Origin of the sequence: Catenulispora rubra, from assembly GCF_015356825.1 — a bacterium.
In the GTDB taxonomy this organism is placed as follows: Bacteria; Actinomycetota; Actinomycetes; order Streptomycetales; family Catenulisporaceae; genus Catenulispora; species Catenulispora rubra.
This window is the reverse complement of record NZ_JAACYW010000062.1, coordinates 21,646-46,662: the sequence shown is the minus strand read 5'-3', so window position 1 is coordinate 46,662 and position 25,017 is coordinate 21,646. Positions and strand designations below refer to the sequence as shown.

General features: G+C 69.7%; 23 protein-coding genes. 10 read left to right on the top strand and 13 right to left on the bottom strand.

What is annotated here, in order from left to right; all coding sequences use genetic code 11:
• The 5 genes from GWK61_RS19415 to GWK61_RS19395 form a co-directional block, all read right to left on the bottom strand.
• The coding region (locus GWK61_RS19415; RefSeq protein WP_194910006.1) for an AfsR/SARP family transcriptional regulator at positions 1 to 962 on the bottom strand (962 nt) is incomplete at its 3' end.
• 162 nt (positions 963 to 1,124) lie between these two features.
• Positions 1,125 to 2,252 carry an FAD-dependent monooxygenase gene (locus GWK61_RS19410; RefSeq protein WP_194910005.1) on the bottom strand — a complete coding sequence of 376 codons (1,128 nt, stop codon included), beginning with the start codon at positions 2,250 to 2,252 and terminating at the stop codon, positions 1,125 to 1,127.
• A 273-nt stretch (positions 2,253 to 2,525) separates the two neighbouring features.
• On the bottom strand, positions 2,526 to 3,683 hold the full coding sequence (locus tag GWK61_RS19405; protein ID WP_194910003.1) for an acyl-CoA dehydrogenase family protein: 1,158 nt from the start codon (positions 3,681 to 3,683) through the stop codon (positions 2,526 to 2,528).
• Between the two features lie 14 nt (positions 3,684 to 3,697).
• Positions 3,698 to 5,254, bottom strand: a complete 1,557-nt coding sequence (locus GWK61_RS19400; RefSeq protein WP_228562568.1) for an acyl-CoA carboxylase subunit beta — start codon at positions 5,252 to 5,254, stop codon at positions 3,698 to 3,700.
• A gap of 125 nt (positions 5,255 to 5,379) precedes the next feature.
• Positions 5,380 to 6,453, bottom strand: a complete 1,074-nt coding sequence (locus tag GWK61_RS19395) for an LLM class F420-dependent oxidoreductase (RefSeq protein WP_194910001.1) — start codon at positions 6,451 to 6,453, stop codon at positions 5,380 to 5,382.
• A gap of 105 nt (positions 6,454 to 6,558) precedes the next feature.
• Here GWK61_RS19395 and GWK61_RS19390 point away from each other — a divergent pair, with 105 nt between their 5' ends.
• A complete protein-coding gene (locus tag GWK61_RS19390; protein WP_194910000.1) occupies positions 6,559 to 8,163 on the top strand; it encodes a Rieske 2Fe-2S domain-containing protein in 1,605 nt (534 codons plus the stop codon).
• Between the two features lie 156 nt (positions 8,164 to 8,319).
• On the top strand, positions 8,320 to 9,204 hold the full coding sequence (locus GWK61_RS19385; protein ID WP_194909999.1) for a TIGR03619 family F420-dependent LLM class oxidoreductase: 885 nt from the start codon (positions 8,320 to 8,322) through the stop codon (positions 9,202 to 9,204).
• 170 nt (positions 9,205 to 9,374) lie between these two features.
• Here the strand turns inward: GWK61_RS19385 and GWK61_RS19380 are convergent, their stop codons facing one another.
• On the bottom strand, positions 9,375 to 10,097 hold the full coding sequence (locus GWK61_RS19380) for an SDR family NAD(P)-dependent oxidoreductase (protein WP_194909998.1): 723 nt from the start codon (positions 10,095 to 10,097) through the stop codon (positions 9,375 to 9,377).
• A gap of 142 nt (positions 10,098 to 10,239) precedes the next feature.
• Between GWK61_RS19380 and GWK61_RS19375 the strand changes: the two genes are divergently transcribed.
• The gene (locus GWK61_RS19375; protein WP_194909997.1) at positions 10,240 to 11,244 is read left to right on the top strand and encodes a sigma-70 family RNA polymerase sigma factor; all 1,005 of its coding nucleotides are present in this window, start codon (positions 10,240 to 10,242) and stop codon (positions 11,242 to 11,244) included.
• Positions 11,245 to 11,327: 83 nt separating this feature from the next.
• On the opposite strand, the gene GWK61_RS19370 is transcribed toward GWK61_RS19375, so the two are convergent.
• Positions 11,328 to 12,305 (bottom strand): oxygenase MpaB family protein, encoded by a 978-nt coding sequence (locus GWK61_RS19370; RefSeq protein WP_194909996.1) that lies wholly within the window; start codon positions 12,303 to 12,305, stop codon positions 11,328 to 11,330.
• Positions 12,306 to 12,332: 27 nt separating this feature from the next.
• Between GWK61_RS19370 and GWK61_RS19365 the strand changes: the two genes are divergently transcribed.
• On the top strand, positions 12,333 to 12,788 hold the full coding sequence (locus GWK61_RS19365; RefSeq protein ID WP_194909995.1) for a pyridoxamine 5'-phosphate oxidase family protein: 456 nt from the start codon (positions 12,333 to 12,335) through the stop codon (positions 12,786 to 12,788).
• 15 nt (positions 12,789 to 12,803) lie between these two features.
• On the opposite strand, the gene GWK61_RS19360 is transcribed toward GWK61_RS19365, so the two are convergent.
• Entirely contained in the window at positions 12,804 to 13,358 is a 555-nt protein-coding gene (locus tag GWK61_RS19360) for a DUF5336 domain-containing protein (RefSeq protein WP_194909994.1), read from the bottom strand.
• 198 nt (positions 13,359 to 13,556) lie between these two features.
• Between GWK61_RS19360 and GWK61_RS19355 the strand changes: the two genes are divergently transcribed.
• The 4 genes from GWK61_RS19355 (at position 13,557) to GWK61_RS19340 (ending at position 18,688) form a co-directional block, all read left to right on the top strand.
• The gene (locus GWK61_RS19355) at positions 13,557 to 14,747 is read left to right on the top strand and encodes an acyl-CoA dehydrogenase family protein (RefSeq protein ID WP_194909993.1); all 1,191 of its coding nucleotides are present in this window, start codon (positions 13,557 to 13,559) and stop codon (positions 14,745 to 14,747) included.
• 9 nt (positions 14,748 to 14,756) lie between these two features.
• Entirely contained in the window at positions 14,757 to 15,878 is a 1,122-nt protein-coding gene (locus GWK61_RS19350; RefSeq protein WP_194909992.1) for an acyl-CoA dehydrogenase family protein, read from the top strand.
• Positions 15,879 to 15,891: 13 nt separating this feature from the next.
• Positions 15,892 to 17,514, top strand: coding sequence for an acyl-CoA synthetase (locus GWK61_RS19345; RefSeq protein ID WP_194909990.1), 1,623 nt, complete (start codon positions 15,892 to 15,894; stop codon positions 17,512 to 17,514).
• Positions 17,515 to 17,707: 193 nt separating this feature from the next.
• Complete coding sequence (locus GWK61_RS19340) at positions 17,708 to 18,688, top strand: acyl-ACP desaturase (protein ID WP_228562566.1); 981 nt, start codon at positions 17,708 to 17,710, stop codon at positions 18,686 to 18,688.
• A 709-nt stretch (positions 18,689 to 19,397) separates the two neighbouring features.
• On the opposite strand, the gene GWK61_RS56600 is transcribed toward GWK61_RS19340, so the two are convergent.
• The 5 genes from GWK61_RS56600 to GWK61_RS19320 all read right to left on the bottom strand — a co-directional run bounded on the left by GWK61_RS56600 (position 19,398) and on the right by GWK61_RS19320 (position 23,024).
• On the bottom strand, positions 19,398 to 19,559 hold the full coding sequence (locus GWK61_RS56600) for a zinc-binding dehydrogenase (RefSeq protein WP_323747641.1): 162 nt from the start codon (positions 19,557 to 19,559) through the stop codon (positions 19,398 to 19,400).
• Positions 19,556 to 19,750 (bottom strand): hypothetical protein, encoded by a 195-nt coding sequence (locus GWK61_RS56595; protein WP_228562565.1) that lies wholly within the window; start codon positions 19,748 to 19,750, stop codon positions 19,556 to 19,558. The genes GWK61_RS56600 and GWK61_RS56595 overlap by 4 nt, the downstream gene beginning before the upstream one ends.
• A 136-nt stretch (positions 19,751 to 19,886) precedes the next feature.
• Positions 19,887 to 20,780, bottom strand: coding sequence for a carbohydrate ABC transporter permease (locus tag GWK61_RS19330; RefSeq protein ID WP_194909988.1), 894 nt, complete (start codon positions 20,778 to 20,780; stop codon positions 19,887 to 19,889).
• Entirely contained in the window at positions 20,777 to 21,715 is a 939-nt protein-coding gene (locus GWK61_RS19325) for a carbohydrate ABC transporter permease (protein ID WP_194909986.1), read from the bottom strand. The genes GWK61_RS19330 and GWK61_RS19325 overlap by 4 nt, the downstream gene beginning before the upstream one ends.
• Before the next feature lie 22 nt (positions 21,716 to 21,737).
• The gene (locus GWK61_RS19320) at positions 21,738 to 23,024 is read right to left on the bottom strand and encodes an extracellular solute-binding protein (RefSeq protein ID WP_194909984.1); all 1,287 of its coding nucleotides are present in this window, start codon (positions 23,022 to 23,024) and stop codon (positions 21,738 to 21,740) included.
• Positions 23,025 to 23,347: 323 nt separating this feature from the next.
• Here GWK61_RS19320 and GWK61_RS19315 point away from each other — a divergent pair, with 323 nt between their 5' ends.
• Both GWK61_RS19315 and GWK61_RS19310 read left to right on the top strand, forming a co-directional pair.
• Positions 23,348 to 23,974 carry an isochorismatase family protein gene (locus GWK61_RS19315; RefSeq protein WP_194909982.1) on the top strand — a complete coding sequence of 209 codons (627 nt, stop codon included), beginning with the start codon at positions 23,348 to 23,350 and terminating at the stop codon, positions 23,972 to 23,974.
• A 4-nt stretch (positions 23,975 to 23,978) separates the two neighbouring features.
• Positions 23,979 to 24,887 carry a GlxA family transcriptional regulator gene (locus GWK61_RS19310; RefSeq protein ID WP_194910010.1) on the top strand — a complete coding sequence of 303 codons (909 nt, stop codon included), beginning with the start codon at positions 23,979 to 23,981 and terminating at the stop codon, positions 24,885 to 24,887.
• The last annotated feature ends 130 nt before the right edge of the window (positions 24,888 to 25,017 follow it).

The window sequence follows — 25,017 nt, the reverse complement described above, 5'->3', positions numbered from 1 at the left end:
TCGGCAAGCAGGGGCTCGGGCACCGGCTCGACCGGTGGTGGTGTCACAGGATCCTGCGTCGCAAGCGTTTGCGTCGTAGACGTTTGGGCCGCAGGCGCTTGCGTCACAGGCGTTGGCACCGCAGGCGCCGGCGGGATCGGTTCGGCGGCAGTCGGCCGCCAGTCCAATGTCGGGGCCTGATTCAGGATCTCGACCTTGAGCTGTTGCAGGTTCGGGCTGGGGTCCAGGCCCAGTTCCTCGGTGAGCTGGGCCTCGATGGTCCGCAACACGTCGAGCGCTTCAGCTTGGCGTCCCGACCGGTACAGCGCGCGGCTCAGGAGTTCGCATCCGTACTCGCGCAGGGGATGCGCCTTCATGAAAGCGCCCAGTTCGGCCACGGCGCGCGCGTGGGCTCCGACCGCCAACAGCGCCGCGCAGCGCATCTCGAAGACCGCCAGTTGCAGTTCTTCCAGGCGTGCCACGTCCGGGGCGACGCCGAGCGCGCCGGCCACGTCCTCGTACGCCTGGCCGCGCCACAGGGCCAGCGCGGCCTCGAACTCCCGCAGCGCGCGCTTCGGGTCGTCGCGGTCCCAGGCCTGCCAGCCGGCCGTGGCGTGCTCGGTGAAGCGGCTGACGTCGACGTCGACGACGCCGCCGTCGAGCAGGTAGCCCCGGGCCGAGGTGCGCAGGACGGTGGCCGGCGCGCGCGGCGGCCGGTCCGGCTCCAGCAGGCGTCGCAGGTTGGCGACGTAGGCCTGGAGCGAGGCCATCGGCGAGGCCGGCGGGTGGTCGGCCCAGAGCGTGTCCAGGATCAGGTCCACCGCCACCGGCTGGCCGACGCGGCTCACGAGCAGCGCGGCCAGCGCCCGCTGTTTGGGCGCCCCGAGGTCCACCGGGCGGTCGGCGACGGTCGCCTCGATGGGGCCCAACGCGCGGAACCGCACCGGTTGCGAGCGTTCGACGGCTGACGCGCCGGTCGACATCGAGCCTCCCGATTCTCGTCGTTCTCATCGCCGGCCGTCACACTCCGCACACGGTCAGCATCGGTTCGAATCTAGGAACGACTGCTCAAAATTCCCTTAACTCTCCCCCTGACACACCGACTATGTCATGACCCTGAGTCAGTCCACTGAGACCAGCACGCCTCAAATGGGCTCGACGAGTTTGGCCAGCGCGCGCTCCACGACCGCCGTCTGCTCCTGCGGCGGTGCCTGCTCCTGCTCCAGCCGCCCGATCTCGATCGAGCTCTCGACGACGAACCGGCACCGCTCGCCGCGCCGCGCGGTGAACGCCGCGAAGACGTCGGCGACGCTGTCGCGCGCGGCGAACTCCTCGGCGAGCACCAGCGCGTCCTCCACCGCCATCCCGGCCCCGGAGGCCAGCTGCGGCGTGGTCGGGTGCGCGGCGTCGCCGATCACGATGACCCGGCCGACGTGCCAGGGGCTGGGCAGGTGGAAGGACTCCAGCGGGCGGTAGACGATCGCGGTGCCCTCGTCGATCGACTCCCGGATCCGCCGCACCTGGCCGCCATAGGGCGTGAGCAGATCGACCAGGCCGCGCCGCAGTTCGGCGGGTTCGCGCATCCGGCGCGGCGTGCGCTCGACGGCGAACAGGTACATCTGCGTGTCCGAGATCGGCGTCCACCCGACCTTCGCGACCCCGCCGAGGAAGTAGTGCCGCTGATGCACCCACGCCGGCCGCGCCACGATGATGCGGAACACGCTCTGCCCGGTGTACGCGGGGCCGGGCGCGTCGGGCAGGATCTGCGCGCGGGTGCGCGAGCTGATGCCGTCGGCACCGACGACCATGGCGTAGCGGCCGGTGGAACCGTCGTCGAAGGTGACGTCGACCCCGTCCTGGTCCTGGTCGAGGCGCTCGACGGCGACCCCGAGCCGCGGCTTGACGCCGGCGGCCAGCACCCGCGCGGACAGGATCCCGTGCAACACCGGCCGCGCGATACCGCCGGAACCGCAGACCCCGGAACCGGGCGGCATCGCCGTGGGGACGTCGCGCAACGGCTCCCCGTCGACACCGCAGACCCGGATGCCCTCGCCGACGTAACCCTGCGCGGCGACCTCGTCGTAAACACCGAGCTGCCCGAACGCCCGCAACGTCGGCCCGGTGATGGTCAACCCGGCCCCGCTGACCTTCCAGTCCGGATCGACGTCGATCAAGTCGACGTCGGCCCCGACCCGCCGCAACGAGATCGCCGCCGCCATCCCCGCGATCCCCGCCCCGACGATCAAAACCCGGCCCACCAGCTCGGACGCCATACGAGTCCCCTCAAGCTCGAGCAGGCCGCGCCCGGCGAATCCGGGTGTAGGAGGCAAGACGCGCAACCCGCACTTACGGTCGTTCTCGGCGCGGTCCAGCATAGCCAGCGAATCAGGGAACGAAATCTTCGGCGACGGCGAATCAGGTTACGTATACGTGTCGCGGTCTCGACGGGGAAGCACGAAGGCGGTCCCCAAACCGTTGCCGGCTACTAGCCGGCAACGGCCGAAGACCGCCTCTCAAACTCTGTAATCGCCCGCAGGCATCAGAGATCAGGCGTTGGGCAGCCCCATGTCCCGCGCGATCAGCATCCGCTGGACTTCCGAGGTCCCCTCGCCGATCTCCAGGATCTTCGAGTCCCGCCACATCCGCGCGACCGGGAACTCGTTCATGAACCCGTAGCCGCCGTGGATCTGCGTGGCCTCGCGCGCGTTCGTGACCGCCGCCTCGGAGCAGTACAGCTTTGCCATCGCCGCCTCGGCCTTGAACGGCTCGCCGACCAGCATGCGGCTCGCGGCGTCGTAGTACGCCAGACGTGAGGTGTGGGCGCGCAGGCGCATGTCCGCGAGCTTGAACTGGATCGCCTGGTTGGCACCGATCGGGCGGCCGAAGGCTTCGCGCTCGTGGGCGTACTTCACCGATTCGTCGACGCAGCCCTGGGACAGGCCGGTGGACAGTGCGGCGATGGCGATGCGGCCTTCGTCCAGGGTGCGCAGGAAGTTCGCGTAGCCGCGGCCTCGTTCACCGAGCAGGTTCGCCGACGGGACGCGGACGTCCACGAACGACAGCTCGCGTGTGTCCGAGGCGCTCCAGCCGACCTTGCTGTACTTCGGGGCCACCGTCAGGCCGGGGGTGCCGGACGGGACGATGATCGTGCTGATCTCCTTCGCCCCGTTGTCCTTGACGCCGGTGACCGCGGTGACCGTGATCAGGCCCGTGATGTCGGTGCCGGAGTTGGTGATGAAGCACTTCGTGCCGTTGATCACCCACTCGTCGCCCTCCAGCACCGCGGTGGTGCGGGTGCCGCCGGCGTCGGAGCCGCCGCCGGGCTCGGTGAGGCCGAACGCGCCGAGCATCTCGCCGCTACAGAGCCTGGGCAGCCACTCCTGCTTCTGCTCCTCGGTCCCGAAGCGGTACACCGGCATCGCGCCGAGGGACACGCCGGCCTCCAGCGTGATGGCCACTGAGGAGTCGACGCGCGCCAGCTCCTCCAGGGCCAGGCACAGGGCGAAGTAGTCGCCGCCCATGCCGCCGTACTCCTCGGGGAACGGCAGGCCGAACAGGCCCATGCGGCCCATCTGGGCCACGATCTCGTAGGGGAACTCCTCGCGCTCGTAGAACGCGCCGATCTTGGGGGCCACGACGTCGTGGGCGAACTCCTCGACGGTGACGCGCAGTGCTTCGTACTCTTCACTCAGACGGTGATCCATGGGAGTTCCTCCGCTCAGACCGGGGTGACGCCGTGACGGCGGCGAGAGAAGAAGCGGTCCTTGCCCTCGGCCGCGCGGTAGCGCGCCACGAGCGAGGACCGCAGGGCGGCCGGCTCGACGATGTCGTCGATCACCAGCTCGCTGGCCAGGCGTACGAAGTCGATGTCGGTCTCGTACTCGGCACGCTTGTCGGCGACGAAGGCGTCGCGCTCGGCGGCGTCCTCGATGGCCGCGATCTTGTTCGCGTAGACGGCGTTCACCGCGGCCTCGGCGCCCATCACCGCGATCTTCGCGGTGGGCAGCGCGATCGTGGCGTCCGGCTCGAATCCGGGCCCGGCCATGGCATAGAGGCCGGCGCCGTAGGCCTTGCGGACCACGACGCAGATCTTCGGCACGGTGGCCTCGGAGACCGCGGTGATCATCTTGGCGCCGTGCCGGATGATGCCCTGCTTCTCCACGGCCGTGCCGACCATGAAGCCCGGCACGTCGGACAGGAACAGCAGCGGCACGTTGAACGCGTCGCAGAGCTGGATGAACCGCGTGGCCTTGTCGGCGGAGTCGACGAACAGCACGCCGCCCTTGAACATCGGGTTGTTCGCCACGACGCCGACCGGCTTGCCGTCCAGCCGCGCGAAGCCGACCGTCAGTTCCCTGGCCCACAGGGCATGAATCTCGAAGAACGAGTCGGCGTCGACCAGGCCCTTGATGAAGCGCCGCATGTCGAACGCCTGGCGTTCGCTGACCGGGACCAGCGCGGCGAGGTCGATGTTCGCCGGGGAGTCCACGGCCTCGGCCGAAGGCGCGTCCTGCTGCCAGTTCGAAGGCAGGTAGGACAGGTACTGCTTGACGGTCTCCAGCGCGTCCTGCTCGGTCTTCACCAGGAAGTGCCCGACGCCGGACTCGGCGCAGTGCACCCGCGCGCCGCCCATCTCCTCCAGCGTGGTCTTCTCCCCGGTCACCATCTCGACCATCCGGTCGCTGCCCAGGTACATCGAGGCGTTGCCCTCGACCATGACCACCACGTCGCAGAACGCCGGGATGTACGCCCCGCCGGCCGCCGAGGGCCCGAACAGCGCGCAGACCTGCGGGATCGAGCCGGAGGCCCGGACCTGGGTGTGGAAGATCCTGCCCGCGCCGCGCCGGCCCGGGAACAGGTCCACCTGGTCGGTGATGCGCGCGCCGGCGGAGTCCACCAGATAGACCATCGGCACGCCGGTGCGGTACGCGGTCTCGATGATCCGGATGATCTTCTCGACGGTGCGCGCGCCCCAGGACCCGGCCTTCACGGTCGAGTCGTTGGCCATCAGGCACACCGGCCGGCCGGCGATCCGCGCGGTCCCGGTGACCACGCCGTCGGCGGGCAGGTCGCCGGCCACGGCGTTGGCGAACCGGCCGTCCTCGACGAACGACCCCTCGTCGACCAGCAGCGCGACCCGCTCGCGGGCGAACAGCTTGCCCCGCTTCTCGTTGGCCGCGTGGTACTTCTCCGCCCCGCCGCGCAGGATCTCCGCGGTCAGCTCGGGCAGGTCGTGGTGCGGAGGGGTGTGCGGTGGCACGCCTGGTTCCGTCATATGTGGCAACTCCTTTGTTGCGATTTGTCACGTGTGCAAAGACACGCCGCACCAAAGATTCTGCCAAAAAAGACTGCGGCGCGTAGCGCCTCGAAACTAGGGGCGGTGGGGGGCGACGGGTGGGCCTACTTCGCTAGTGCCCGGATGGTGTGCTCGATCACACCTGCGTCATACGACTCCGGAAGCATCACGATCTCGTCGACCCCGGCCTGCCGATAATCCTCGAACGCCGAGCACACCTGGTTCAGGTCGCCGATCGCGGCGATGGAACGCAGCACGTCAAGCGGCATGGCCGCGAGCAGCGACCGCTCGTGGGCGCCGCCGCGCGCCAGGTCGATCAGCTCGCCGTGCCCGGCCTCGGCGAACATCCGGCCGAAGCCGTCGGCGTCCAGGTAGGGCAGCAGGGAGCGCCGGATCCAGTCCAGGGACTCGGCGTCGGGGTCGACGACGGTCGGCAGGAAGACGGCCAAACGGGGCACCGCCCGGTTCATCCGGTCCGAGGTCAGCGCCAGGCGCGCCTTGATCCGCGCGGCGTGCTCGACCGTGGCCAGCGGGACGGCCACCCGGTCGGCGCGGCCGACGGCGACCTCGCAGGCCTCCAGCCCGAAGGCCAGCACGGTCAGCGAGGCGCGGGAGGGCTCCAGCCGGGAGCGGAAGCCGCGGGAGCGGACCGACACACCCTGGAAGCTGACCGGCTCGCCGCGCGTCAGCGGGCCCAGCACCGACAGGCTCTCGGCCAGCGCGGTGGCCGGATCGGTACGCTGCCGGCCGTGCCAGTCCACGACCACCAAACCGGTGGAGGCGGTCAGCGCCAGGCCGATGTCCCGGCCGGTGAGCGCGGCGACGCTGGCGGCGCCCCGGGCCGCGGTGACCGGGTCCCGGACGGCCGCGGGCAACGGCCCGAGCGTGAGCGAGGCGCGCGGCCGGACCGGATTCTTGCGGTGGAACTCACCGGCGGTGGCCGGGTTCGCGCCGGGCGGCCGGGCCTTGGAATCGGGATCCGGACCGGCCGACGGCAGCTCCCCGGCGGCCGCGGCGACCGCCACCGCCAGCGCGAAGGCGTCGTGCCCGGTCGACTCCCCCAGCCAGATCTCCTGGTAGCCGAGCTCGTCGGCGAGGCCGGCCAGCCGTACGGTCAGCGCCGGGTCGCTGTCCGTGCGGTTGCCGAGAAGAACCCCGTCCACGATCACTTGACTCACTGCCCCCTGGTGTAGCCCGCTATAGACCGCTCGAGCCGACCGCCTATGATCCGCCCCGGTGGCAGAGTACCGTTCGGGGGTCTCGCGGTGCGATACGTTGGATCGATGCGCATCACGTCGATCGGTCACGCCGGAATGCTGGTGGAGACCGCCGCCGGCCGGATCGTCTGCGACCCGTGGTTCACCCCGGCGTACTTCGCTTCCTGGTTCCCCTTCCCGGACAACTCCGCCTTCGGCTCCCAGGCCGACCCGGCCGGGATCCGGACGGCCGAGTACCTGTTCGTCTCGCACCTGCACCACGACCACTTCGACCCGCACTGGCTGTCCGCCACCATGTCGAAGGACACGACGGTCCTGCTGCCCGACTACCAGGTCCCGGACCTGCGCGACGAGCTGGAGAAGCTGGGCTTCCGGAACTTCGTGCAGACCCGCAACCGCGAGATCACCGAACTCCCCGGCGGCCTGAAGATCCTCATCGACGCGCTGATCACCCCGACCGACGGCCCGCTCGGCGACAGCGGTATCGCCATCGACGACGGCGAAGTCCGCATCTTCAACCAGAACGACGCCCGGCCGGTCGAGGACGGCCCGATCGCGGCGTTCGGTCCGTACGACGCGCACTTCCTGCAGTACTCCGGCGCCATCTGGTACCCGATGGTCTACGACTTCCCGGACCGCATGAAGGCCACGGTCGGCCGCCGCAAGCGCGAGAACGGCATGGCCCGCGCGCTGCGCTACGTCGAGCAGTACGGCGCGAAGCAGGTCTTCCCCTTCGCCGGACCGCCCTGCTTCCTGGACGAGCGCGACGGCCTGTTCGCCATCAACGACTTCGACGACGACCCCGCCAACGTCTTCCCCAGCCAGCTGGCGTTCCTGGAGTTCATGCGCGAGCAGGGCCACGACAACGGCCACCTGTTCGTCCCCGGCACCACCGTGGTCCTCGGCGCCGACGGCAAGTGCGAGATCGAGCAGGTCCCGCAGGCGCAGATCGACGAGATCTACGGCGACCGCCGCACCTACCTGACGAACTACCAGAAGCGCGCGCAGCCGCAGATCGACGCGATGCACGCGGGTCTGCCGCAGGACAAGTCGGACCTGGTCGGCCAGCTCAAGGAGTGGATCGAGCCGCTGCTGGAGTGGGCCGACCACACCTGCGCGGGGCTGAACGGCCGGATCCTGCTGGAGACCGTGGACCCGGCGAGCGGTGAGGTGGACGACCGGATCGTCTTCGACTTCCTCACCCGCACGATCGGGACGTGGGACGGCGAGGCGGAGTGCCGCTACAAGTTCCGCACCGAGCGGCCGCTGATCGAGCACCTGGTGCGGACCCGGACCCCGGACTGGGTGAACGAGCTGTTCCTGTCCTGCCGGTTCCAGGCCTCTCGCAAGGGCCCTTACAACGAGTACATCTACACGTTCTTCAAGTCGCTCTCCGAAGAGCACATGACGTACGTCGAGGGGTACTACGCCGAGTCCAGCGACGTCACCGACCTGGCCCAGGCCGAGGGCTACGCGGTGCAGCGGCACTGCCCGCACCTGAAGGCCGACCTGACACGCTTCGGCACGGTCGCGGACGGCGTGCTGACCTGCTCGATGCACGGCTGGCAGTTCGACCTGGCCTCCGGGCGCTGCCTGACCAGCGACGACCGCAAGCTGGTGTCCCGGCCGCTGACCGCCGAGGACGGCGAGCTGCCGAAGATTCTGGGATAGGTACAGATTCCGACCTCGGCTTCGGCACCGATCTCCAGCTGAATCCAGCCGCTTCTGGAGAACGCAGACACCGCACCGGGAACAGTGGCCGCCTGCGCGGTAGTTTGCATGTCTGGTCCCGAGTGCGGACCGAAGGCGAGCGGAAGGAAAACGCCCGTGCGGCTGGGGGTCAACGTCCCGAATTTCGGGCCCGCCACTTCGGTGGACGTGCTGGAGCGCTGGGCGCACGTCGCCGAGGGCCTCGGCTTCGATCTGCTGATGATGTCGGACCACGTGCTGGTCACGGAGGACGTCGCGAAGACCTACCCGGGACCGTTCCACGACCCCTTCACGACGCTGGCCTGGCTCGCCGGCCGCACCTCGCGCATCCGGCTGGGCACGACGGTGCTGATCATGCCGTACCGGCAGCCCGCGCTGACCGCGCAGATGGCCGCCAGCCTGCACCGGCTGTCGCGGGGGCGGTTCGTGCTCGGCGTCGGCGTCGGCTGGGCGCGGCAGGAGTTCGCGGCCCTGGACGTGCCGTTCAACCGGCGCGGCACGCTCACCGACGAGCACCTGGACGAGATGCACCAGATCTGGGGCGGCGGCGTCGAGGGCGTGATGCCGGCGCTGGCGCCCGAGGAACTGCCCGGACCGCCGGTGTGGATCGGCGGCAACAGCGACGCGGGCATCCGGCGCGCGGTGGTGTCCGGCAACGGCTGGCACCCGCTGGGCTTCACGATGGACTGGATCACGGACGCGGTCGGGCGGCTGAAGGCGTTCGCCGACGAGGCCGGGCGCGCGGTGCCGACGCTGGCGCCGCGGATCAAGCTGCGGCTGACCGCCGAGCCGGTCACGGATCCGGAGCGGCAGGCCGGGATCGGCAGCCTGGAGCAGGTGCTCGACGACCTGGACCGGCTGCGCGCGCTGGGGTCGGAGGTCGTGGTGCTGGATCCGTACCACGGGGATCCGGCGGAGCTGGAGCGGCCGGAGGAGGCTTGGCGGGACTTGGCCGTGGTGGCTGCGGCTTGGGACGCTTTCTCGGCGGCGTCGGGCGCTTAGCTGCGGGGAAGACGTGTGGCGCCGCCGCCCTCGGTGTGAAGGTCCGGGGGTGGCGGCGCGGTCATTGCCGGCGCGTCTCGCGACTCAGGCTCAGGCTTGCGGGCCGGTGTCGCTGCTCGGGCTCAGCTTCGGTCTCGGGCTCAGGCTCAGGCTCGGGTTCGGGCTCGCGCTCAGGCCGCGATCATCCCGGCCAGCTCCCGCTGCATCGCCGTGACCGGCGCGTCGAACCACCCCGCGGCCAGCGTCGCGGCGCCCGCGTCCGGGAAGATGTCCTCGACCCCGTCGGCCACCGCGGCCATGATCTGGGCCGCGACCGCCTCGGGCGCGGTCTTGGGGATGTCCAGGTCCTTCGACATCTCGGTGTCGAGCGGCCCGGCCAGCACCGCGTGCACCCGCACCCCCTTCGGCGCCAGCACGGCCCGCAGCACCTGCGTCAGCGAGTAGGCCGCCGCCTTCGAGATCGAGTAGCCGGGCAGCACCGGGACCGCCGCGACCGAGCTGGTGGACAGCACGTTCACCAGGGTGCCGCGGGAGGCGGTGAGCTGGTGCCGCAGGGCGTGCGAGACGTCGTACGACCCGTAGAGGTTCACCGCGAGCATCCGCTCCAGCTCGGCGCGATCGCCGATCTCGGCGTAGGAGGCGACGCCGGCGTTGTTGATCAGCACGTCCAGCTCCTCGACCGTCTTGGCCGCGAGCTTGATCTGCTCGGCGTCGGTGACGTCCAGCGCCAGCGGGACGACGCGGCCGTCCGGGTGGGTGAAGGGCCGGCGCGACCCGGCGTAGACGCGCTTGGCGCCGTGGTCCAGTGCGGCGTCGACCAGGGCCCGGCCCAGGCCGCGGTTGGCGCCGGTGACCAGCACGGTCTTGTCGGTGAGGAAGGCGTTCGTGGTCATGGTGTCTCACTCCGATCGGAGTCGTTCTTTCGTTGACACCTGCACTGACACGGGGCCGGCGGAAAACTGGGTGCCGGCGGAGCGCCCACTTTCCGGGCCGCACGGTGTCGGATCAGGGTGAGAGGAGGTGGCGAGGATGGTGATGTCCGCCGATCTGCTGCACCGCGCCCGCTCCGGCGACCGCGACGCGTTCGCCGAACTGGTCGGGCCGTACCGGGGTGAGCTGCACCTGCTGTGCTACCGCATGCTCGGGTCCTTCCAGGACGCCGAGGACACGCTTCAGGAGGTGCTGCTGGCGGCCTGGCTCGGGCTGGCCGGGTACGAGGAGCGCGCCTCGCTGCGGACCTGGCTGCACCGCATCGCGACGAACCGCTGTCTCAACGCCCTGCGCTCGGCCGGGCGGCGGCCGCAGCCCACGGCCGGGTTCGCCGAGCCGGTCCCGGAACCTTCGGGACGCAACGAGGTGCTGTGGCTCCAGCCGTACCCGGACCTGCTGCTCGACCGGCTGCCCGACGGGGAGCCGGGGCCGGAGGCGCGGTACGAGTCGGCCGAGGCGATCTCCCTGGCGTTCCTGACCGCGTTGCAGCTGCTGCCGCCGAATCAGCGTGCTGTGTTGCTGCTGCGGGACGTGCTCGGGTACCGCGCCGCCGAGGCCGCGGACCTGTTGGGGCTGACCGAGAGCGCGGTGACCAGTGCTCTGAAGCGTGCGCGGGCGACCCTGGACGCGACGGCGCGGGGGCCGGAGCGTCCGGGGCCGGTCCCCGGGAGCGAGGAGGAGCGGGAGCTGACCGAGCGGTTCGTCGCGGCGTTCACGTCGCACGACGTGGACGCGCTGCTCGCGCTGATGACCGACGACGTCTGGGTGCGGATGCCCCCGATGCCCTTCGAGTACCACGGGCTCGGGACCGTCCGCGACTTCTTCACCGCCATCGACGCGCACCGGCGCTCGATCTGCCGGCTGGTGCCGACGCGCGCCAACGGCCAGCCGGCGTGGGGCGAGTACGCTCGGGACCGGATGACCGACCAGCTGCACTGCGTCGGGATCCTGGTGGCGCGGTACTCCGGGGACCGGATCGACGAGCTGACGCACTTCGAGGCCGGGATCGCGGCTTCGTTCGGGCTGCCGCGGGTTTTGGGGGACGGTTGATTCGCAGTGACTGCTAGTCGCTAATCGCCAATCGCTAGTTGCCAATCGCCTGTCGCTAGTCGCTAGTCGCTAGTCGCTAGTCGCTAGTCGCGCGACGTGCCCGGCGCCGACCGCCACCCCAGGTGCTGCCGGGGTGGCGTCAGGCCCATCCGCTCGTAGGCGGTCCCGACGATCTCCGAGGGCTGCAACGCCCACCGGATGAAGCGCCCGGCGGCCTGCGCGAGCGGACGGTCGACCAGGATGCGTACGGCGTCGGGCCGGCCGAGTCGCAGCGGCTCGCGGGCCCAGTCCGGGAGCAGCGCGGCGGCGCCGTTCATCAGAAGCCGGACCGCCGCGCGCTCCCCCGGCGTTTCGCCGTAGGTCCGGATGAAGTGGATGCCCTCGATCGCTGCCTCGGTGGCCTGCAACTCGGGTCGCATGGCGTGCAGGTACTGCGCCACCTCGGACGCCGACTCCGGCACGTCCTTCGCGCCGAGCATGCGCGCCGGTACTGCGACCTCGCGGTAGTAGCGGTCGCGTTCGGAGTCGGTCAGCGGCGGCGCGCCGAAGCGCTCGTAGCCGGCCAGGAAGCAGCGGACTTCGGCGACGTGGACCCAGGTGAGCAGGTGCGGGTCGGCGGCACTGTAGGGGCGGCCGTCGGGGGCGGTCCCGTTGATGTGGGGATGGACGCGGTCGCGGACGTGCGCGACCGCCGCCTCGGCCGCTTCGGTGGAGCCGAAGCTCGTGGACATCACGTATGCGGCGGTCCGGTTGAGCCGCGCGATCGCGTCGGTGCGGAAGTCGGAGTGCTGGTCGACGCCGGCCATCGCCAGCGGATGCAGCGACTGGAGCATCAGCGAGGCGAAACCGCCCATCAGCATGCCCGGCGCGTCCGAGTGCACGCGCCAGGTCACCGAGCCCGGCCCGAACAGCCCCGGGTCGCCGGGCGGGTTGGCGTAGCGCTCCTGCAGCCGCAGGCCGCGCGAGCCGTGGACGCTGGTGTTCACCTCGCGCCGGACGAACGCCTTCAGCCCGTGGGCCGGGTTGGGCAACGCGGTGGGGGCGGTGAGCCTTGCCGTCATCAATCGAAACCTGTTCTACTTTTCCCCATGAGCCAGCGGGACCGCATCCGGATGTCCGATGATGAGATCGAAACCTTTTTCGCCGCCGCACGCAAGCTCCAGATCGCCTCGGCGAACGCCGACGGCACCCCGCACCTGGTGACGATGTACTACGCGCTGCTGGACGGCGACCTGGCGTTCTGGACGTACGGGAAGTCGCAGAAGGCGGTGAACCTGCGGCGGGATCCGCGGATCACGTGCCTGCTGGAGGACGGGATCGCCTACGACGAGCTGCGCGGCGTCACGGTCTACGGCGAGGTGGAGCTGATCGAGGACTTCGACCGGGTCGTCGCCTTCGGCATGGACCTCACGGCGCGCTACCCCGAGGTCTTCGGCGCCGACGCCGAGGCCATGCGGCCTTTCGTGGAGCAGCAGGCGGCCAAGCGCGTGGTGGCACGGGTGAGGGCGAAGCGGACGGCGTCGTGGGACCACTCGAAGATGTGAAGCTTGAGGTGGCGGCTACCGGCGCGCGCCGATGATGCGGACGTCGAACACGTAAGCCAGCCAGGCGAGCACGAACTGCACGGCCCCGAAGACGAGGAACAGCGTCTGCAGGTCACCGGCCCCGTCGGAGCTGATCGCGGAGAGCACCAAGGTGACGAAGATGGCCGTAGTGATCATCGCCGGCAACGCCCCCGGCGCCCGCTCCCGCGGCAGGAACTCCCGCACCGCCACCAATCCGGCCAGGAAGAACATGGTCGGCGCGAGCGCGTAGATGGCGACGCCGACCTTGTAGAGGTTCATGGAGTCGCCGTCGCCCGCACTGACGTAGCCGAGGAACAGGTTGATCACCCCGAGCGCCGCGACGCAGAGGTAGAGCATCTTGCCGAGCGGGACGGTGACGGCGGCTCGCGGGGGCTGGTACGGCGGCTGGCCTGGCACATGAGGTGGCGGCTGGTGGGGCGGCTGGCCTGGCGCGTGCAGTGGCGGCGATTGCGCAGGCTGATGCGGCGGCGATTGCGGCTCCGGCACCGACTCCCCGCCGCCCCCGCTGGCCCCACTCGGCATGCTCATCGGCGCTCCGTTCCCAGGTCGGCTCACAGGTCAACTCGCAGCTCGGCGGCCCGCCCGCCGCGTGCTCGGACTCCTCAGCCGACCAGCCCGGCCGCATGATCGCCCGCTCCGGGCGCCGTTCGGGCGACCCGGTGTGCGGATCTGATGATCCATCAGAAACTCTTGCCATCGCACATGTAACACGTTCTAATTCACCTCATGCGGATCGCGTACACCGAGGCGCAGGCGCAGCTGCGCGACACACTCCGCTCCTACTTCACCGAGCTGGTCACCCCCGAGGTCGCCGAGGAGATGTCCGGCGGCGAGTTCGGCGGGCCGCGCAGCCGGGAGGCGGTGCGGCGGATGGGCCGGGACGGGTGGCTGGGCGTCGGGTGGCCCGAGGAGTACGGCGGCCAGGGGTTCACGCCCGTCGAGCAGTTCGTGTTCTTCGACGAGGCCCAGCGCGCGGGCGCGCCGGTGCCGTTCCTCACCATCAACGCCGTGGGGCCGGCCATCATGCGCTTCGGCACCGACAAGCAGAAGACGGAGATCCTTCCGCGGATCCTCGCCGGCGAGTGCATGTTCGCGATCGGCTACTCCGAGCCGGACTCCGGGACCGACCTGGCCAGCCTGAAGACGCGCGCCGTCCTGGAGCCCGACGGGAAGCACTACGTCGTCAACGGCCAGAAGATCTTCACCTCGCTCTCCGACCACGCCGACTACGTCTGGCTCGCCTGCCGCACCGACCCCGGGGCGCCCGAGCGCACCGGCAAGAAGCACAAGGGCATCTCGATCCTGATGGTCCCGACCTCGGACCCGGGCTTCAGCTACACCCCGATCCACACCATCGGCGAGGCCTCCACCTACGCCACCTACTACACCGACCTGCGCGTCCCGGCGGAGAACGTCATCGGCGAGCCCGGCGAGGGCTGGCGCGTCATCACCACGCAGCTCAACCACGAGCGCGTCGCGCTGTGCTCCTCCGGATCCCTGGAGCGCCCCTTCACCGAGGTCGTGGAGTGGGCCCGGCAGACCAAGCTCGCCGACGGCACCCGCGTCATCGACCGCGAGTGGGTCCGCGTCCACCTGGCCCGCATCCAGGCCAAGCTCGCCGCGCTGCGCCTGTTCAACTGGAAGGTCGCCGCCTCCGCGGAACTGGACGTCGCCGACGCCTCCGCGACCAAGGTCTGGGGCACCGAGCTCTACTGCGAGGCGTACGGCCTGCTCCTGGAAGTCCTCGGCGCGGCCGGCGCGCTGAAGAAGGAGTCCCCCGGCGCCCTGCTCGCCGGCCGCGTCGAACGCGCCTATCGCGGCGTCCCGATCCTCACCTTCGGCGGCGGCACCAACGAGATCCAGCGCGACCTGATCGCCCTGTTCGGGCTCAACATGCCCCGCATCCCCCGCCACTAGGAGCCCGCCATGGATTTCGAGCTGACCGAGGAACAGCGGGCCCTGATCGACCTCGTCGACCGGATCCTCGCCGACCACTGCGGCCACGAGCGCTTGGCCGAGCTGGAGAAGGACGCGCGCGGCAGCGGGATCGGCTCCGTGCACGACGCGCAAACCTGGCACGCACTCACCGCCGCCGGAGCCGTCACCGCGCTGCTCCCCGCCGACGGCGACCTGGGCATCATGGGCCTGGCACTCCTCGCGGAAACCGCCGGAAAGCACACGGCCTACGTCCCCGTCGTGGCGGCGATCGCCCTCGGAGCCCTTCCCCTGGCGCGCTTCGGCGGCCACGAGGACCTGCTCGCCGACGTCGCCTCCGGAGCCAAGCTGGCGACCGCCGCTTTGGAAGAGCCTGGAGAACCCGACTCCCTCACCACAACTGCGCGCCGTAGCGACGGCGACACCTTTGTACTGGACGGGGCCAAGACCATGGTCCCGTACGGGGACGTGGCCGACGTCGTCCTCATCCCGGCAGCCCTCGACGACGCGCCCGCGCTGTTCGTCGTCCCGCGCTCCGCCCTTAAGGTGACGCCGCTATTGGCCACCGGACGGCAGCCCTACGCAGAGCTGGAACTAGACGCCGTAACTGTTCCTCAAGAGGCGCTTCTGGCGCGCGGCGCAGAGGCTCTCGACTGGCTCCGGGATCTGGGCACTATCGCCTACGCCGCAGAGGCCTCTGGCGTGTGTACGGAAGCAGTCGCCATGACCGCGCGCTACACCAGCACCCGCAAGCAGTTCGGCGAGCCGATCGCTTCCTTCCAGGCCGTGGCCCAGCGCGCCGCCGACGCCTTCATCAGTGCCGAAGCCCTCCGCCTGTGCATGCTGCACGCCGCGTGGCTCATGGACGACGCCGCGCGTGGAGGCAACGCTTCCACCCCTGGAGAGGCCTCTGCAGACGTCGCTATAGCGAAGTTCCACGCAGGAGACGCCGGCTCCCGCGTCCTACACGCCGCGCAGCATCTGCACGGCGGCATCGGCGTGGACACGGACTACCCGCTGCACCGCTACTTCGTCCGGGGACAGCAGATCGAGCAAACCCTCGGCACCGCCACCCGGCAGCTCCTCCGCATCGGCGCACACCTGGCAGAGTAAAGGACCCCTCCCCATGCAGTTCAACCTCGCGGACCTGTTCGAGAGCGTCGTCGACAAGATCCCGGAGAAGGAGGCCCTGGTCATCCCCGGCGTGCGGCGATGGACGTACCGGGACCTGGACCGCGAGGCGAACCGGGTGGCGCACTTCCTGCTGGCGCGGGGCGTCGGGGTGGGCGACCACGTCGGAATGCACATGTACAACGGGTCGGAGTACGTGGTGGCCGTGTTGGGCTGCCTGAAGATCCGTGCGGTACCGATCAACATCAACTACCGCTATGTGGCCGACGAACTCCGCTACCTCTACAAGGACGCCGATCTGGTCGCCGTAGTAGTGGACGCGGAGTTCGGCGATCGGGTGCGGGAGGTCGCTGGCGACTCCCCGAAGCTCAAGACGATCGTCTCCGTCGGCGGCGCTATAGAGGATCTGCCCTCTGTCACTTATGAGGACGCCATACGTGAGGAGTCCGAAGAGCGCGACGGACTACTCCCCCATGGAGAACGCTCTGCAGACGACCTCTACATCATCTATACCGGCGGAACCACAGGGATGCCCAAGGGCGTCATGTGGCGCCATGAGGACATCTTCTATGCGGGCATGGCGGGGGGACGCCCTTACGGCGAACCCATGAAGGACCCGTCGGAGATCGCCGACGGTATCGACCCTGCGGCGGGCCAGATGGCGACGTTCCCTATAGCCCCGCTCATGCACGGCGCCGCGCAGCTCGCCACCTTCATCAGCTTCAACATGGGCCAGAAGGTGGTCCTGAACCGGAAGTTCGACGCGCACGAGGTGCTGCGCACCGTCGAGCAGGAGAAGGCGAACGTCATCTCCATGGTCGGCGACGCGATGGGCCGTCCCCTGGCCGAGGCGCTGGCCGGGCCGCTGGCCGGGACCGACGTCAGCAGCCTGTTCGTGCTCAGCTCGGCCGGCGCGATCCTGTCCGAGGCGGTGCGCGAACAGCTCCAGGCGCAGCTGCCGAACGTGCTGATCCGCGACAACTTCGGCTCCACGGAGAGCGGCTTCAACGGCGATGCCGCCCCGGGCAGCGGTCCGGCCGGCGGGATGCGCTTCACCGTCAACGAGCGCACCACGGTGTTCCTGGACGAGGAGCACCGGCCGGCCACGCCGGGCGACGGCCGGGTCGGGCGGGTGGCGCAGCACGGCAACGTGCCGCTGGGGTACTACAACGACCCCGCGAAGACCGCCGAGACGTTCTTCGAGCACGACGGCCGCCGGTGGGTCCTGCTCGGGGACATGGGGACGCTGGAGGCGGACGGTTCCGTCTCGGTGCTCGGACGCGGGTCGCAGTGCATCAACACCGGCGGGGAGAAGGTGTTCCCCGAGGAGGTCGAGGCGGTGCTGAAGTCGCACCCGGGGGTCTTCGACGCGATCGTCGCCGGGGCGCCGGACGAGCGGTTCGGGAGCCGGGTGGCCGCCGTCATCCAGCCGCGATCGGAGGGGGACGACGCCCCGACGGACGGCGAGCTGGAGGAGTTCTGCCGTGGCAGACTTTCCGGTTACAAGGTGCCCCGCCTGCTGGTGCGGGTGTCGCATATCCGCCGTTCACCCAGCGGCAAACCCGACTACCCTTGGGCGAAAGAGCTGGTCACCGAAGCGGCCCGCGACGGAAAATGAGACGCGGGTCATACGAAAAGCTCTTGCGCCGGAATTCAGTTGACGCCTCCGTCGGCTCCCACCACTGGACCTTTGCCGACCCGGTGACTTACGCTACTTACGCTAACGTAACCTACGAACCCGTAAGTTTCGGGTCCGTAGGTCGGTCCCCCAAGGCCGCTTCCCCAGGCCTGAGCGTGTAGGAGCCCTCCCCATGACCGTCACCGACCTGCCCCGGCAGAGCGCCCGCCCGACGAACGCCATGTCAGAGGCGGCCCTGCTCAGCGAGCTGGAGCAGGTGGTGGAGACCAACCTGAACCGGCATCTGTCCACGGCCAAGGAGTGGTTCCCACACGAGTACGTCCCGTGGAGCGAGGGCGAGAACTTCGACGGCGTCCTGGGGGGCAAGGCCTGGAGCCCTGACCAGTCCCGGATCCCGGAGATCGCGCGCACCAGCCTGATCCTGAACCTGATGACCGAGGACAACCTGCCCAGCTACCACCGCGCGATCGCGGTGCAGTTCGGCCAGGACGGCGCCTGGGGCACCTGGGTGCACCGCTGGACCGCCGAGGAGGGCCGGCACGGCATCGCGATCCGCGACTACCTGGTGACCACCCGCGCCGTCGACCCGGTGGCGCTGGAGCGCGATCGCATGACGCACATGTCGAACGGCTACGCCCAGCCGGACAGCTACGACGCCGTGCACTCGGTCGCCTACGTGAGCTTCCAGGAACTGGCGACCCGCATCGCGCACCGCAACACCGGCAAGGTGTCCCAGGACCCGGACTGCGAGCGCCTGCTGGCCCGCGTCGCGCAGGACGAGAACCTGCACATGGTCTTCTACCGCAACCTGCTCGGCGCGGCCTTCGAGCTCGACCCGGACCAGACCATGCGCGCCGTGGCGAACGTGGTCCAGCAGTTCCAGATGCCCGGCTCGGGCCTGCAGGACTTCGGCCGCAAGTCCGTGATGATCGCCAAGGCCGGCATCTACGACCTCCGCATCCACCACGACGAGGTCCTGATGCCCATCCTCCGCCAGACCCGCGCCCTGGAGCGCGACGACCTCGGCGCCGAGGGCGAGATCGCCCGCACCGAGCTGGTAGAGTTCCTCGACGGCCTCGACACCGCCGCGACGCGCTTCTGCGAGCGGCGCGAGGCGCTGCTGGCGAAGCAGGCGGCGCGGCGCGAGAAGTAGTAGGGCGGGGCGGGGCTGCGCGAGAAGCAGGCCGGTCCGCAAGCTCGGCGAGTGCTGGCGGGATGGCCGGCGGGGCGGTCCGGACGCGCTACCGATACTGCCGTGGCGAAGCAGGCGGCGCGGTGCGAGAAGCAGGCGGGCGCTGGAGGGCGGTCTGGACGCGCTGCCGGGGCCAGCGCCGATATTGCCTTTGCGAAGCAGGCGGCGCGGCGCGAGAAGTAGTTAGTTAGTTAGTAGCGCGGCCGAGCGGCGCCTGTCAGCTCTGCGGCAGGCGCTGGCGGGTGGCCCCGTACGCGCTGCCGATGCCGCTGCCGGTGCCGCCGGCGAGCGTGTCACGCGCACCCGGCAAATCAGTTTATTGATGTAAGAGTCGCGCGGTGCTGTGCGCCGAAAAAAAGTGAGACAGAACCCTAAAGTCCTCCGGGCGATCTGCCGATACATCTAGTAAGCGGCCCGGCCCCGGCGTAGCCCGCGTTCCTGCCCTCCGCGAGCGCGCCGCCGCCGGACCCGCCCTCCTGGTAGAAGGTCGCCGGCCGGTTGCCCCCCGGCCTGTCGGGGACCGGTTTCGACCGTGATGATCTGCGGAATCAGCACCCGCAGATCATCACGGCGTTACTTGGGGCCGGCGAAGCCAGGGCAGGCGACCGGCGACATGCCCGCACCAGGACCCGCAGCCGGAGCAGGCGCAGGCTCGCCCCGCATCAGCGCGTCAGGGCAGCAGCACCAGCTTCCCGAGCGCGCCACCCCGCTGCATGCGGCGGTGTGCCTCTGCGGCGGAGGCCAGGGGCAGTGTCGCCGCGATGCGTGGGGTGAGCGTGCCGATGTCGGCGAGGCGGGAGAGTTCTGCCAAGTTCCCGGTTGCTTCGTTCACGAACGCACCAGCCCTCTCAGGATGAAGCTCGACCGCGAGTCCGAGTCCCCGATCCGCGCCAGGTACTCGCCCTTGCCGGCCTCGGCCACCCGGAAGCGCCGCGCCGGCTCCAGCTCGGCGTCCGTCATCCCCGGGGCCCACCGGCGCGCGAACGAAGCGAACTGCTCGAAAGCTACATCCACACCAAGCATCCAGGCTTCCTCCTTCCCCACCAAGAAGGCCGCCGCGACCGCCGTAGATTCCCCCGCACACCAGAAAGCCCGCCGACGCAGCTCAGGACGCGTCGGCGGGCTCCCGCCGCAAAGCGGAAAGCGGAGTCGGAAGCCGCTACTTGATCGACCCCGCGGTCAGACCGTCGACGACCCTGCGCTCGATGAGTCCGAACAGCACGATCACCGGGATCGTCGCGATCAACGTGCTCGCGAACAGGTGTCCGTAGTCGACGGTGTACTGCCCGATGTAGTTGTCGACCGCCACCGAGAACGGGGCCTTGTCCGGACTCGTCGTCAGTGTCAGGGCCACGATGAACTCGTTCCACGCCGCGATGAACGTGAAGATCAGCGCCGTGACGATCCCCGGCATCGCCAGCGGGATCGTCACCCGCCGGAACGCCCCGAAGCGCGTGGCCCCGTCGATCATCGCGGCCTGCTCCAGTTCGACCGGGATGGCCGCGAAGTAGGCCGACAGGATCCACACCGCGAACGCCAGGTTGAAGCCCGCGTCCACGACCACCAGCGCCCAGACCGAGTTGATCCCGCCCAGGTCGCGCATCTCGCCGTAGATGCCGACCACCATCGCGGTGGGCTGGAACATCTGCGTGACCAGCACCAGCAGCAGGAACGTCTTGCGGCCGCGGAACTTCTTGCGGGCCGTGTAGTACGCCGCCGGCAGCGCCACGAGCAGCACCAGCAGGGTCGCGCCGAAGGCGACCTCCAGGGTGATGCGCATGTTGGTGCCGAAGCTGGAGGTCCCGGAGAACACCGTGGTGAAGTTCGACCACTGCAGGTGCTTGGGGATGATCGTCGGGTCGGAGGTCTCGTTGACCGGCCGCAGCGCGGTCAGGAACATCTCGATGTAGGGGGTGATGAAGATCAGCGCGATCAGGTACGCGCCGCCGATCAGCGCGATCTTCCGCACGCCGGGCAGGCCGCGCGGCGGCTTCGGCGCGCCCGGCACGCGGTCGGCGCGGGTGGTCGCAGACGAGGTCGTGACTGCGGTCATGCGTCGACCTCACTGTTCCACTTGCTCACCTTCAGGAAGGCGAAGACGATCACGATCACCAGCGCGAAGTTCACCACCGACAGGGCCGCGGACTCGCCGATGTTCTGGCGCTTCAGGATCCACATGAAGACCGTGGTCGTCGCGGTGTCGTAGCCCGGTCCGCCGTGCGTCATCTCCCAGATGATCGGGAAGCTGTTGAACACGTTCATCACGTTGATGACCGTGGCCACCAGCAGCGCCGGCCGCAGCAGCGGCAGCGTGACCGAGAAATACGTGCGCACCTTGGACGCGCCGTCGACCTTGGCCGCCTCGTAGACCTCGGCCGGGACGGTCTGCAGGCCGGCGATCACCGTGTAGCTGGCGAACGGGATCGACACGAAGACCGCGACCGCCATCTCCCAGATGAACCCGGAGGTGGAGTGCCCCAGCCAGTCGGCGGTGGCGCTGTTGCGGTCCACCAGGCCCAGGTCGTTCAGGATGATGTTGATGAACCCGTAGCCGGGGTACAGCATCCACTTGAAGATGATCGAGGTCATCATCACCGAGGCGGCCCACGGCGCGATCAGTGCCCAGCGCGCGACGGTGCGTCCCGGGAACTTCTTGTTGAACAGCTGCGCGACACCCAGCGAGATCACCATCGTGGCGGTGACGACCACCACCACCCAGATCCCGGTGCGCTCCAGCACACCGTTCAGGTCCTGTTCCTTGAACAGCTTGTTGTAGTTGTCCGTCCCGTTGGAGCCCAGGTTCACGCCGTAGCGCGACCAGTGGGTGGTCGAGGACTGGACCATCTTCACCACCGGCCACAGCACGGCGAAGGCGATCAGCGCGATCGCCGGGCCGATCCAGGCCAGCGGGGCCAGGCCGGAGAGGACCGACCTGGCGGAGGAGGGGCGGGACCGGGCTGGCCGGCCCCGCTCTGTGTGCGTCGTCATCGCTGGGACGTCCCGTACTGCCTTAGTTCTTCGCCGTCGCGACGGCCTGGATCTGGTCCAGGACGCCCTTCGGGTCGGAGGTCACGGCCTTGCCGACGATGTCCTTGACCTTCTGCGAGGCCGGGTCCCAGTTCGGGTCCGAGCTCGGGTACCAGGCGGCCGAGGGCAGCGCGTCGATGAACGGCTTCAGGGCCGGGTTCTGCGTCGACAGGTCGGTCGCCGCGTCCTGGGTGGCCGGGAGCAGGTCGTACTCGTTGTCGAACTGCTCCTGGTACTGCTTCTGCAACGCGAAGTCCAGGAACTGGCCGATCGCCGTCTTGTGGTCCGGGTGCGTGTTGAAGGCCTCGATGAAGTCGGCGACGCCGAGCGGGGAGGAGACCGGGCCGGACTTGCCGGGGATCGCGGCGGCCTTCCAGTTGCTGCCGATGGTCCCCTCCTTGAGGATCGGGAGCAGCGACGGGGAGCCGTTGATCATGCCCGTGTTGCCGGCCGCGAAGTCCTTCCACAGGTCGGTGCGGGACTTGGTGGCCGGGTCCGACTCGGTCAGACCGGGCTTGACCAGGTTGTCGGTCAGCCACTGGAAGGTCTGCACGTTCTGCGGGGAGTTGATCGCCCACGCGCCCGAGGCGTCCTTGTAGGCGCCGCCGTTGCCCAGGAACCACAGGTAGGTCTCGGCCTGCGCCTCCTCCGAGCCCAGCGGCAGGCCGAAGCCGGTCTTGCCGATCCCCTTGATCTTCGCGGCGTCGGCGGCCACGTCGGCCCAGGTCTGCGGCGGCGAGGTGATGCCGGCCTGCTGGAACAGCGCGGTGTTGTAGAACAGCGCACGGGTCGAGGTGGTGAACGGGATGCCGTACTGGGCCGAGTTGCCGTCCTGGCCCTTGGTCTGGCCGAGCTGGGCCACGTGCGGGATCAGGTTCGACACGGTCTGTGTGGAGACGATGTCCGAGGCCTTGTACAGCAGGCCCTGCGCCGCGACGTCGGCGTAGCCGCCACCCTCGAACAGGTCCGGGGCGTCGTTGTTCTGGACCGCCGTGGTCAGCTTGGTGGCCAGGTTGTCCCAGGTCGCCATCTGCAGGTCGACCTTGACGTTCGGGTACTTGGCCTGGAAGGCGTTGATGATGTTCTGCCAGTACAGCTTGGTGTCGTCGGTCGGGGTGCTGCCGTAGTTCGGCGCGAGCAGCGTGATGGTGACCGGCTTGGAGGAGCTGCCGGTGTTCGAGCCGGACGACGAGGACTTGCTGGACGAGCACGCCGACAGGGCGAGAGACGCGACCAGACCGGTCGCGGCGAGAGTGGCGAGACGCTTCACCTGGGATCCACCTTTGTAGGAAGGGTGAGGGTTGGGGACTACAGGTCGTGACGCTGGGACACGCTAATCACGTTTGGCCCAGCGGTATAGACCAGACGGCCCTCAGGTATAGACCAGTTATCGAACCGTCACCTCAAAATGCCCACAAACCGTGATCAAATCGGGCGTAATCAAGGCCTTGAAAGCGACTTCACGATGAACCACTGTTGAGCCGCAGATGTTGATCAGGATCCCGGCCGCTCCGGCCGCCCTGACCGGATCGTTCCGCATCCGGGCCGGAACAGGTCTGCCGCACGACCGGCCGGACGGCGATCGTAGAGGACATGACACAGCGAGCCCTCATCGTGATCGACGTCCAGGAGTCCTTCCGTTCCCGCCCCCTGTGGGCGCTCATCGACAACCCCGACATCGCGGACGACGTCAACCGCCTGGTCGACCACGCCCGCGAGAACGGCGACCTCGTCGTCTGGGTCCTGCACCAGGAGCCCGGCAGCGGCGGCGTCTTCGACCCGGAGTCCGGCCACGTCCGCTACCTCGACGGCCTGCGCGCGCCGGCCGCCGGCGAGCCCCAGATCCGCAAGACCTCGCACAACGCGTTCACCACCACCAACCTGCAGCAGCTGCTCACCGAGCAGGGCGTCGGCGAGCTGGCGATCTGCGGCATCCGCACCGAGCAGTGCTGCGAGACCACCGCGCGCCTGGGCTCCGACCTGGGCTACCGGGTGACGTTCGTGGTCGACGGATGCGCGACCAACCCGATCCCGCACCCGGACGCGCCGGAGGACCTGAGCCCCGAGCAGCTGCTGGCCGACCCGCGCACGCTGCCGGCCGCGGCGGTCGTGGAGCGCACCGTCTTCGCCCTCGCCAACCGCTTCGCGACCGTCGCGACGGTCGACGAGGTCGTCGGGGTCGTCGGCGCGGGCGCCCTGGCGGCCGGCCGGGTAGGCTGACCGGATTGTGAAGGTCGTCTTCCTGCTCATCCCGCGCCTGCACCTGCTGGACCTGTCCGGTCCGGCCCAGGTGTTCTCCACCGCCGATGATCTCGGTTTCCCGTACGAGCTGCGGTACTACGCCGAGCAGGAAGACATCGTGAGCGCGCAGGGCGTCCGGCTGCGCGCCGAGACCGACTGGCCCGGCGCCGGCCCGGAGGACCTCGTGCTGGTCCCGGGCTGGCGCTCGCCCACGCTCAAGGGCAGCCCGCGCCCGGGCCGCGAGCTGCTGGCCCGGCTGGTCGAGCACCACCGCGCCGGCGGCACCGTGGCCAGCGTGTGCTCCGGGGCCGACGTGCTGGGCCAGGCCGGGCTGCTGACCGACCGGCGCTGCACCACGCACCACGATCTGCAGGACGAACTCGCCGCGCGCTACCCCCGGGCCCGCGTCGAGCGCGACGTGGTCTACGTCGCCGACGACCGGGTGGTGACCTCCGCCGGCATCGCCAGCGGCATCGACCTCGCGCTGCACCTGGTCGCCGAGCGGCACGGCCCGGCCGCGGCGGCGCGCGTCGCCCGGGACATGGTGGTCTACGCGCGGCGCTCCGGCGAGGAGTCTCAGGACAGTGCGATGCTGCGGCACCGCTGGCATCTGCGCGACGCGGTGCACCGCGCGCAGGACCGGATCGACACGGATTTTGCCGAACCTTTGCGCCTGGTCGATCTGGCCCGCGCCGGCGGTGTCAGCGAGCGCACGCTGACCCGGCAGTTCGTCGAGAGCACCGGGATGACGCCGCTGCGTTACCAGCAAACCCTGCGCGTGGAACGGGCCGAACACCTGATCGGACATGGGGCGACGGTGGAAGCGGCGGCCCGCGCGGTCGGTTTCGCCGATGCCCGGATGCTGCGCCGGCTCCGTTCGCGAGTGATGTAGGCCACGTCTCTTTCGCCCTCTTGCTCCGCAACCGCCCCGGGGTTGCTACGCGTCTGAGGAGCGCAGGGAAAAGTTGGCAAGCTGGCGGTACCCATCAATGAATGGCCATACTCTGAGGCTGGATCGGGGA